The sequence below is a fragment of the Pseudoxanthobacter sp. genome (assembly GCF_036822375.1).
Lineage (GTDB): Bacteria > Pseudomonadota > Alphaproteobacteria > Rhizobiales > Segnochrobactraceae > Pseudoxanthobacter.
Map to the genome: position 1 here is coordinate 1 of NZ_DAISHT010000122.1, position 10,439 is coordinate 10,439.

General features: G+C 68.9%; 8 protein-coding genes and 1 pseudogene. 6 read left to right on the top strand and 3 right to left on the bottom strand.

Features of this window, described 5'->3' with window-relative positions; all coding sequences use genetic code 11:
* Window positions 1–255 (top strand): annotated as a pseudogene (locus V7067_RS11780) (hypothetical protein); the annotation flags it as partial.
* Window positions 256–353: 98 nt separating this feature from the next.
* Here the strand turns inward: V7067_RS11780 and ilvD are convergent.
* Complete coding sequence (ilvD, locus tag V7067_RS11785) at window positions 354–2,207, bottom strand: dihydroxy-acid dehydratase (protein WP_334176098.1); 1,854 nt, start codon at window positions 2,205–2,207, stop codon at window positions 354–356.
* Between the two features lie 246 nt (window positions 2,208–2,453).
* Between ilvD and V7067_RS11790 the strand changes: the two genes are divergently transcribed.
* The 3 genes from V7067_RS11790 (at window position 2,454) to infA (ending at window position 6,213) form a co-directional block, all read left to right on the top strand.
* Window positions 2,454–4,121, top strand: coding sequence for a Na/Pi symporter (locus tag V7067_RS11790; RefSeq protein ID WP_334176099.1), 1,668 nt, complete (start codon window positions 2,454–2,456; stop codon window positions 4,119–4,121).
* 214 nt (window positions 4,122–4,335) lie between these two features.
* Window positions 4,336–5,859: a DEAD/DEAH box helicase gene (locus tag V7067_RS11795; RefSeq protein WP_334176100.1), complete on the top strand. Its 1,524-nt coding sequence runs from the start codon at window positions 4,336–4,338 to the stop codon at window positions 5,857–5,859.
* A 78-nt stretch (window positions 5,860–5,937) separates the two neighbouring features.
* Window positions 5,938–6,213 (top strand): translation initiation factor IF-1, encoded by a 276-nt coding sequence (gene infA / locus V7067_RS11800; protein WP_334176101.1) that lies wholly within the window; start codon window positions 5,938–5,940, stop codon window positions 6,211–6,213.
* Window positions 6,214–6,367: 154 nt separating this feature from the next.
* Here infA and V7067_RS11805 read toward each other — a convergent pair whose 3' ends face one another.
* Both V7067_RS11805 and V7067_RS11810 read right to left on the bottom strand, forming a co-directional pair.
* Window positions 6,368–7,546: an alanine--glyoxylate aminotransferase family protein gene (locus tag V7067_RS11805; RefSeq protein WP_334176102.1), complete on the bottom strand. Its 1,179-nt coding sequence runs from the start codon at window positions 7,544–7,546 to the stop codon at window positions 6,368–6,370.
* Between the two features lie 230 nt (window positions 7,547–7,776).
* Window positions 7,777–8,382 (bottom strand): SRPBCC domain-containing protein, encoded by a 606-nt coding sequence (locus V7067_RS11810; protein WP_334176103.1) that lies wholly within the window; start codon window positions 8,380–8,382, stop codon window positions 7,777–7,779.
* A gap of 207 nt (window positions 8,383–8,589) precedes the next feature.
* Here V7067_RS11810 and V7067_RS11815 point away from each other — a divergent pair, with 207 nt between their 5' ends.
* A complete protein-coding gene (locus V7067_RS11815) occupies window positions 8,590–9,537 on the top strand; it encodes a class I SAM-dependent methyltransferase (RefSeq protein WP_334176104.1) in 948 nt (315 codons plus the stop codon).
* Window positions 9,534–10,424, top strand: coding sequence for an RNA methyltransferase (locus tag V7067_RS11820; RefSeq protein WP_334176105.1), 891 nt, complete (start codon window positions 9,534–9,536; stop codon window positions 10,422–10,424). The genes V7067_RS11815 and V7067_RS11820 overlap by 4 nt, the downstream gene beginning before the upstream one ends.
* The last annotated feature ends 15 nt before the right edge of the window (window positions 10,425–10,439 follow it).

Here is a 10,439-nt window from a genome sequence, read left to right on the forward strand (position 1 = left end):
CATGCCGGCGAGCGGCTCGGCATCGACCTTGTCGCGCAGCCCGATCTGGCGCTCCAGCCCGATATCGCCGCGCGCATTCTGGTGCGCGGCATGCTCGACGGCTGGTTCACCGGCCGGCGGCTCGACCAGTATATCGGCGCGGACCGGACGGATTTCACCGGGGCCCGCCGCATCGTCAACGGACAGGACCGGGCCCCGGCCATCGCCGCGCTCGCCCGCTACTGGCAATCCGCGCTGAAAGACGCGGCATTCTGAGCCGCGCCCGCGACACAAAAAAGGGCGCCGGGCCAGCCGGCCCGACACCCTTGTTTCAACAGGCCCTTCGTCTTTTCGACAGGCCCTTCGCCGTGGCCTCAGGCGCGTTCGATGCGGCTCACATCGCGCACAGCGCCCTGATCGGCCGAAGTCGTCATCGCCGCATAGGCCCGCAGCGCCACCGACACCTTGCGGTCGCGGTCGACCGGCTTCCACGCCGCGGCGCCGCGCGCTTCCATCTCCGCCCGGCGTTCGGTCAGCACATTGTCGCCGACCGCCAGACTGATGGTGCGGTTCGGAATGTCGATCTCGATCAGATCGCCCTCCTCCACCAGCGCAATGGTGCCGCCCTGCGCCGCTTCCGGCGAGGCGTGGCCAATCGACAGGCCCGAGGTGCCGCCGGAGAAGCGGCCATCGGTGATGAGCGCGCACGCCTTGCCGAGGCCCTTCGACTTCAGGTAGCTGGTCGGATAGAGCATCTCCTGCATGCCCGGCCCGCCACGCGGGCCTTCGTAGCGGATGACCACCACGTCGCCCGCCGCCACCTTGCCGCCCAGAATGCCGGCAACCGCATCGTCCTGGCTCTCGAACACCCGGGCCGGGCCGGAGAACTTCAGGATGCTCTCGTCAACGCCGGCCGTCTTCACGATGCAGCCCTTGTCGGCAAGGTTGCCGTAGAGCACCGCAAGGCCGCCATCCTTCGAGAACGCATGCTCGACATCGCGGATGACGCCGGCTTCACGATCGAGATCGAGCGCGCGATAGCGGCGGTCCTGCGAGAACGCCACCTGGGTCGGAATACCACCCGGCGAGGCGCGGTAGAACGAGGTCACGCTGTCCGCCGTGGTGCGCTTCACATCCCAGCGGTCCAGCGCCTCGGCGAGGGTGCGGGCGTGCACGGTCGGCAGACCGGAGTGGAGAAGCCCGCCGCGATCCAGCTCGCCGAGAATGCCCATGATGCCGCCGGCGCGGTGCACGTCTTCCATGTGCACATAGGACACCGCCGGGGCCACCTTGCAGATGCACGGCACGCGGCGCGACAGCCGGTCGATATCCTTCATGGTGAAGGACACACCGGCCTCGTGGGCAGCGGCCAGCAGGTGCAGCACGGTGTTGGTGGAACCGCCCATGGCGATATCCAGCGTCATCGCATTCTCGAACGCCTCGAAGGAGGCGATGGAGCGCGGCAGCACGCTGGCATCGTTTTCCTCATAGTAGCGCCGGGCGAGGTCCACGATCAGATGGCCGGCTTCCACGAACAGGCGACGACGGTCGGCATGGGTCGCCACCACCGAGCCGTTGCCCGGCAGCGACAGGCCGAGAGCCTCGGTCAGGCAGTTCATGGAATTGGCGGTGAACATTCCGGAGCACGAGCCGCAGGTCGGGCAGGCGGAGCGCTCGATGGCCGCGACATCCGCGTCGGAAACGCTGTCGTCGGCCGCCGCCACCATGGCATCGACCAGATCGAGCGCCTTTTCCTTGCCGCCGAGGCGCACCTTGCCGGCTTCCATCGGCCCGCCGGAGACGAACACCACGGGAATGTTGATGCGCAGCGCCGCCATCAGCATGCCGGGCGTGATCTTGTCGCAGTTGGAAATGCACACCATGGCATCCGCGCAGTGCGCGTTGACCATGTATTCCACGCTGTCGGCAATGAGATCGCGCGAGGGCAGCGAATAGAGCATGCCGTCGTGGCCCATCGCGATGCCGTCGTCGACCGCGATGGTGTTGAATTCCTTCGCCACGCCGCCGGCAGCCTCGATCTCGCGGGCAACGAGCTGGCCGAGATCCTTGAGGTGCACGTGGCCGGGTACGAACTGGGTGAAGGAATTGACGACCGCGATAATCGGCTTGCCGAAATCCTGATCCTTCATACCCGTCGCGCGCCAGAGGCCGCGGGCGCCGGCCATGTTGCGGCCGTGGGTGGTGGTCCGGGAGCGGTAAGCAGGCATTGTCGTCTTCCTCACGAATGCAGCCGGTTCCCGCCTCAAGTCTGGAACGGTTCGACCGGTTGCGACGCTCATTCCTCTACAGGAGCCGGGCGCTTTTGGCACCCCCCTGTCGCAAATTCACGACAGAACAGGCCCATTTTCGGCCCCGCCGCGCAAGTGCCCTTGCGGTGCCGGGGCCCGGCACGGCACTAATCCTGCCAGCAGCCGCAAAAAGCCGCCGGCCGGCCTTGCATCGGGAGAAATCGCATGTCCGTGGTCATCGGCCTGCTGGCCGGTCTCGGCTTCATCTTCATCGGCACGCAATTTCTCACCGCCAACATGAAGCAGGTGGTCGGGCCCGGCTTCCAGCGGCTGGTGGCGCGCGCAACGGGCCATCCGCTGCGCGCCTCGCTGGTGGGTGTGGCCGCCGGCGCCACCATCCAGAGCACCAACGCCGTCACCTTCATCGTCATCGGCCTCGTTTCCGCCGGCGCCGCCACCGTGCGCAGCGCCATGCCCATCGTGACGTGGTCCTATGCCGGCTCGACGCTGCGGCTGCTGCTGGCCTCCTTCGACATCAACCTCGTCATTCTGGCCGGCATTGCGCTCATTGGCCTCGCCTATCTGCTGGGCTACGACCGCGATGCGCGCTACCGCAACTTCGTTGCCGCCATGCTCGGGCTGTTCCTGCTGCTCTATGGCGTGCAGCTGATGGTGGCCGCCGCCGTGCCGCTGCGCGATTCCGAGGCGCTGCGCACGGTTCTGGGCGTCGCCGACCGGTTTTATTTCTGGGGCCTGATCGCCGGCACGGCGCTGGCGGCCGTCATTCAGGGGCAGACGGTCGCCGTCATCGCGGTGGCACTGGCGGCGGGCGGCGTGCTGGATATCGACCAGACCTTCCTCATCGTCGTCGGCTCCAATCTGGGCACCGGCATCATGGCGGTGGGTCAGGGCGCGGGCCTGACCGGCACGGCCCGGCAGCTCAATCTCTACCAGCTCATTCTCAAGCTCATCGGCACGGCGGTGATCCTGCCGCTGCTGACGATCGAATATTATACCGGCCTCCCCCTGCTGCGCGCCGCCATCACCAGCCTGACCGGCGATCCGGCCCTTCAGGTCACCGCGCTGCACTGGCTGTTCCAGATCGTCTCGGCGGTGGTCGCCTCCGCCTTCAACGGCCCGCTCTTTGCGCTGATCGAGCGCTGGAGCCCGCCGACCACCGGGGAGACGCTGAGCAAACCGATGTTCATAACCGGCGCCGCGGAAGACCAGCCCGTCGCCGCGCTCACCCTCGCCCGGCAGGAGCAGCGCCGCCTCGTGCGCCGGCTGCCGCATTTTCTCGACCGCGCCCGCACCGAGGCCGAGGCCTATCCCGACGACGACGAGACGGCGCGCGTGGCCGCCGGTGTCTCCCCTTCGGAGCTGCGCAAGGCCAGCGACGAACTGGCCGGCGCGCTCGATACCTTCGTCAAGCGCGTGCTGCGCAATCCCGGCCCGGCCGGCGGGCAGGATGCCCTGATGGCCCTGTGGAACGGCAATCAGGCGCTGCACGGCCTCAACGCGACACTGGGGGCGCTGGGCCGGGAACTCGTGCAGCTGCGCAAGGTGCCGCAACTGGAGAAGACCGTGGCCGATCTGGCAGAATCGGCCCACGCCATGCTCAGCGCCGTGGTCGGCGAGCTTGAGGATTTCGACGAAAACTCGGTCGCGATCATCCGCGCCCTCACCAACGACCGCTCCGAGACCATGCGCCGGATGCGCCACGCGCTTCTGGCCCGCGCACCCGAGGTCGACAGTGCCGACCTGCAGACCCTGTGGTCGGCCTGCGATCATGTGGAACAGACCGCCTGGCTGCTGCGCCGCTTCACCCTCAATCTGGCCGAAAGCCCGGCCGGCGCGGCCGCCCGGGCCAAACAAAAGGGCGAAAAGGCTTGACTTTTGCGGCCTTTCCCCCATTTATCCGCCGTGTCCCGGCCGCGTGAACGAGATTTCGTCTGCCTGCGAAATCGTCGGCCTGCCGGGCCTCATCCAGGACATCTTACGACTGCCCAGTCACGCGGGGCGTCCCGACGAACCCGCGAAGGCCGTCTGGCTGCACCCCTGCGTGCCGCCGCACCGGATGATTCGCATTCAGACGAAAGAGCGATTTTTGACAACGTTCAGCGAACTCGGCCTTGCCGAGCCGATTCTCAAGGCGCTGGCCCATGAGGGCTACGAGGCGCCGACGCCGATCCAGAGCCAGGCCATTCCGCACGTGCTGCGCGGCAAGGATCTGCTCGGCATCGCCCAGACGGGCACGGGCAAGACCGCAGCCTTCGCACTGCCGATCCTGAACCACCTCGAACTCAACAAGCGCAAGCCGGGCCGCCGGGCCTGCCGCGTGCTGGTGCTGTCGCCCACGCGCGAGCTGGCCGGGCAGATTCTCGATTCCTTCCGCGCCTACGCCCGCTTCATGAAGACGACGATGGCGCTGGCCATCGGCGGCGTTCCGGTGGGCCGTCAGGCCCGCGCGCTGATGCCCGGCGTCGACGTTCTCGTCGCCACCCCCGGCCGCGTGATCGACCTTTACGATCAGGGTGCCGTGAAGTTCGACGAGATCGAGATCCTCGTTCTCGACGAGGCCGACCGGATGCTGGAAGTGGGCTTCGTCCACGCCATCCGTTCCATCATCGCCAAGCTGCCGGCGGTGCGTCAGGGCCTGTTCTTCTCGGCCACCATGCCGAAGGAAATCGCCGATCTGGCCGAGCGGCTGCTGCGCGAACCGGCAAGCGTGGAGGTGACCCCGGTTGCCAAGACCGCCGACCGCATCGAGCAGAGCGTGCTGTTCATGGATCAGGGCGCCAAGGGCCGCGTGCTGGCCGATGTGCTGAAGAGCGAGCCCATCGACCGCGCCATCGTGTTCACCCGCACCAAGCACGGCGCCGACCGCGTCGTGCGCGGGCTGGCGGGGGCCGAGATCGCCGCCGAGGCGATCCACGGCAACAAGTCTCAGGGCCAGCGCGAGCGCGCCCTGCAGTCCTTCCGTCAGGGCCGGGTGAAGATTCTGGTCGCCACCGACATTGCCGCCCGCGGCATCGATGTCGACGGCGTCAGCCACGTCGTCAACTACGACCTGCCGAACGTGCCGGAAAGCTATGTGCACCGCATCGGCCGCACCGGCCGCGCGGGGGCCTCGGGGATCGCCATCTCGTTCTGCTCCGGCGACGAGCGCGACGACCTGAAGGCCATCGAGAAGCTCATCCGCCAGCGCGTGCCCCACGGCGCCTCCAGCCATCCGGACACGAAGCCCGATCCGCGCCCGGCCCCCGGCGAGCCGGAAGCGGCGGCGGCCGGCAACGGCCGCGGTGGCAACGGCCGCGGCGGCAACCGCAACGGCCAGCGCGGCGGCAACCGGCCGGCGCGCGAGGGGCAGCGCCCCGGTGCGCCGCGCAGCGGCGAGCGTCCGTCGTTCGCCGGCCGCAATCCGGCCCCGGCCCCGCGCCCCGAAACCGCTGAAGCCAAACATGCTGCGCCCCGCCCGGCCTCCCAGCCGCGCCCGGCCCAGCGCGGCGACGTGCGGCGAACCAGCGAACACGAGCTTGCCGGTGTGCAGTTCCTGTCGCGCAAACCGACGCGCGATGCTAACAGCAGCGCACGACCGGCCGGTAACAGCCCGCGCAATCCGGCGCGGTAAGGCCCCGCGCCTTGCCCCCGGGTTGCCCGACCCGAACCAGATGACCGCCATTCGCGCTTAAAGACGGAGATCAACTCCATGGCCAAAGAAGAGCTGCTCGAGTTCGACGGCGTCGTGACGGAGGTGCTGCCGGACGGCCACTTCCGCGTGACCCTCGACAACGACCATCAGGTGCTCGCCTACGCGGCGGGCCGCATGAAGAAGAACCGCATCAAGACGCTGGTCGGCGACCGCGTGACGGTGGAAATGTCGCCCTACGATCTCGACAAGGGCCGCATCAACTTCCGCCACAAGACCGGTGCGCCGCCGCCGTCCGGCGGTCAGGCCCGCCGCCCGCCGCCGCGCCGCCGCTGAGGCAGCGGCTGCACCGGCAGCCCGCAAAGACAGAAAAGCCCCGGCGGCGCCACAGCGCCCCGGGGCTTTTTTTACGCCGATTGCAGGCGCCCGCAGAGCGCGGCTTTGCAGGGCCCCGGCGGCTTCCTGCAGGGCCCCGCGAAAGCGGCAGCCGTTACAGCGCCGCGTCGATGACCGCCATCGCCGCCTCGGTGCCGACGCCGAGATCGACCTCGTGGCCGATGGCGCGGAAGGCACCGCCCAGCGCCGTCAGACCGACCACCGCATAAAGCGGCTTTGCCGTCACCCCCATGTGGCCAAGGCGGACGAGCTTGCCGGCGGTCTCCCGCATACCCGACGAGATCATCACCCCGTAGCGCTGCCGGATGGCGCTGCGCAGGGCGGCATCGCTCACCCCTTCCGGCACCCGCACGGCGGTGGCCGTCGGCGAGGCGATGGCCTCGCTCGCGGCCCACAGATGCAGTCCCATGGCCTTCACACCGGCGCGGAAGGCCCGCGCGGTCAGGTCGTGCCGCGCCCAGACCTTCTCCGGCCCCTCCGCCAGATAGAGATCGAGCGCCGCGTCGAGCCCGTTGATTTCCGCCACGGAGGGGGTGAAGGGATAGCCCTGATCGGCCCGCCAGGCGTTTTCCCAGTCCAGAATCGACAGGAACGAGGCCCGCGGCGCCGCCGGGTTGGCCTTCATCTTGTCCCACGCCCGTTCCGACACCGCCAGAATGGTCAGCCCCGGCGATCCGCCAAGGCACTTGTTGGGGCCGGTGATGAAGAGATCCGACCGGGTCGCGTCGGGGTCGACATCCATGCCGCCGAACGACGACACGGCATCGACCAGCATGTAGGCGCCGTGGGCGGCGACGATGGCGCCGATTTCCTTCAGCGGATTGACGGTGGCGGACGGCGTGTCGTGATGAACCACCGAGACGACGCGGATATCCGGCCGGGCGCGGAACGCGGCCTCGACCTGCTCCGGCCGGATCGCCTCGTTGAACGGCACATCGAGTTCGATGACCTCGCGCGCATAGCGCGCCGCCCAGAACGCAAACAGCTTGCCGTAGACGCCGGAGGCGAGGTTGAGCACCACATCGCCGGGCGCGATCAGCGAGGCCGCCGCCGCCTCCAGACCCAGCACCGGTTCACCCTGCAGGATCACCGGCATGGTGCGCGTGCGCAGAGCCTTCTGCGCCTTTTCATGCACGCCCTGATAGACCGCCAGAAAGGCCGGGTCGTAGTGGTAATGCACCGGCTTCGCCAGCGCGCGCGCCACCGCCGGATAGATCTCCACGGGACCGCAGCTCAGGGTGAACACCGGATCGTCGGCAGCTTCCGCGACCATTGCCTGTCCTCATCGCCTCGCCTGCCCGCCAGTCGCGGGCGCAGGCCCTTGTTACGGCGGAATGCTCCGCGCGAAAACCACCTGCCGGCCCGCAGGCGCCGGCAAACCCCTGCAAGCCCGCCCGAAAGCCGAACCAGACCGAAAGCCGGATCAGCCCGAAGACCGAGCCGGCCCGAAAACGAAGAAGGCGGGCAACGATGCCCGCCTTCGCCTGCTGTCGCCGCCGCCGTTCAGCGGAACAGCCAGATCAGCACCACCACCACGAGGATGCCGAGGAACCCCCAGGTCACCGGCCCGCCGAGCACGCCCTTGCCGGCGGCGACCTCAAGCTTCTCCTCCGCCTCGCCGGCGGCCTCCTCCACCTCTTCCACCAGCTTGTCGACATCCGGCACGCCGGTGGCGGCGATGGAGTTCAGCTCTTCCGCCGGGCTGACGCTGCCGCCGAGGCTGAGCGCGAGGGCCGCCGCAAAGGCATCCACCACGGCAAGCGCAGCCGAATCGCCGCCGCCGCCGAGGTCGGGGCCCGACCGGCAGATCAGGCGGGTGGAATTGCCGTCGGCCACCAGATCGATTTCCGCCACCGCTCTGGCCGGGCCGTCCGGCGTGTGGCCGTCGACGATCACCGTCAGGCTCTTCGGGGCCTCGAAATCGGTCAGCACCACGGTGCCGGAGAAGCCCTCCACGGCCACGACCGCGGTCGGCGCACCGGCAATCGCCGTCACGCTCTCGCAGCCGGGCAGCACGCCCTTCAGCGCGTCAGCATCGGTCAGCGCCTTCCACACCCGCGCCTGCGGGGCGGGAATGCGGTGTTCGCCGGTCACGTCGATCGGGTCCATCGCGCAAAGTCCTTTTGCTCAAGCCCGGCAGGGCTGCATCCTTTGCCCCTCTTCTACCCGTTAGCGGGCTGGTGGCAAGGCATCCGTGCCGTCACATCGCCGCTGCGGCCCCGCTGCGGCCGCAATGGAGCCGTGCACGGACCATTGGCGATTGACCCGTCAGCCATGCCGGCCTTAAGTCGCGGACAGAAAAGCACACTGGCAGCCATGTCCTCATCGTCGTCGTCCTCATCGCCGTCTCTGCGGGCCCCCGCCCGCCCCTCCTCCGCCGTCCATCCCGCGCTCGTGCTCGAAGCCGGCGGGTGGGACGACTTTGCCCTCATCGATTCCGGCCACGGCCGCAAGCTGGAGCGCTACGGCAGCATTGTCGTCGACCGTCCGGAGCCGCAGGCCATGTGGACGCCGCGCCTGCCGGACAGCGAATGGCAGCGGGCCGATGCGGTTTTCACCGGCACCGACGAAGACGACGGCCACGGCCGCTGGCGCGCCAGCCGCACCCTGCCGGAAGCCTGGGAGATGCGCTACGGCCCGGCGCGCTTCATCTGCCGCTTCACCGGGTTTCGCCATGTCGGCGTCTTCCCGGAGCAGCGCGCGCACTGGGACTGGATGACGGACCGCATCCGCACCGCCGGCCGTCCGGTCCGGGTGCTGAACCTGTTCGGCTACACCGGCCTTGCCTCGCTTCTGTGCGCGGAGGCCGGTGCGAAGGTGACCCATGTCGATGCCTCCAAGAAGGCCATCGCCTGGGCCCGGGAAAATCAGGTGCTGTCCGGCATGGAAGGCCTGCCGATCCGCTGGATTCTCGACGACGCGGTGAAGTTCGCCGCGCGCGAGGAGCGGCGCGGCTCGAAATATGAAGGCATCATCCTCGATCCGCCGAAATTCGGCCGCGGGCCGAAGGGCGAGGTGTGGGACCTGTTCGAGAGCCTCTATGAGATGCTGCGGCTGGTGCGGGCGATGATGTCCGACGAGCCGCTGTTCATCGCGCTGACGGCCTATGCGATCCGCGCCTCGTTCCTCGCCACCCACCGGCTCAGCGCGGAATTGTGGGGCGACCTCGCCGGCCGTCTGGAATCCGGCGAGCTGGCCCTAGTGGAGGCGGAGACCGGCAAGCTGCTGCCGACCTCCATGTTCACGCGGTGGAGCGCAGAATGAGCGATGATTTCCGCAATGCCCGCCCGCACGGCCTGCCGCCGGCCGATCCGGTGCGGCCGGCCGGCGATGTGCCGCGCGCCGGCGCCTTCAAGGTGGTGACCAGCCTCACCAACCCGACCATCAAGGAAATCCGGGCCCTGCAGCTGCGCAAGCACCGGCAGGAGACGGGGTTGTTCCTCGGCGAGGGCGCAAAGCTGGCCGCCGACGCGCTGGAGGCCGGCTGGCCGGTGCGCACGCTGGTGCTGGCGCACGATGCCATCGCCCAGCCTTTCGTCGCCAGAACCGCCGCCACGGCGCGGGCGCGCGGGGCGCTGGTGATCGAGGCCAACAACGCCGTCATGGTCAAGATCTCGCGGCGCGACAATCCGCAGACCGTGGTCGGCGTGTTCGAACAGCATATCGGCGGGCTGGAGGCGATTGCGGCCGCCGGGCCGGGCATCTGGATCGCGCTGGAAGCCGTGCGCGATCCGGGCAATCTCGGCACCATCATCCGCACCGCCGATGCCCTCGGGGCGAAGGGCGTGCTGCTGGTGGGCGAGACCACCGATCCGTTCGGCCTTGAGGCCGTGCGCGCCACGATGGGCTCGTTCTTCCATGTCAAACTGGCGCGCGCCTCGCTGGCGGCATTCCTCGAATGGCGCAAGGGCTATCGCGGCCAGCTGGTCGGCACGCATCTGGCCGGTGCCGTCGATATCCGCACCGTCAGCTGGCACACGCCGGCGATGCTGGTGATGGGCAACGAACAGGCCGGCCTTTCGCCGGAAATGGCCGCTGCCTGCGATGCCCTCGTGAAGATCCCGATGTCGGGCGCGGCCGATTCCCTCAACCTCGCCATCTCCACCGGCATCGCGCTGTTCGAGATGCGGCGCGGCGCGCTGACGCTCTGAACGCCGGCCACCGAT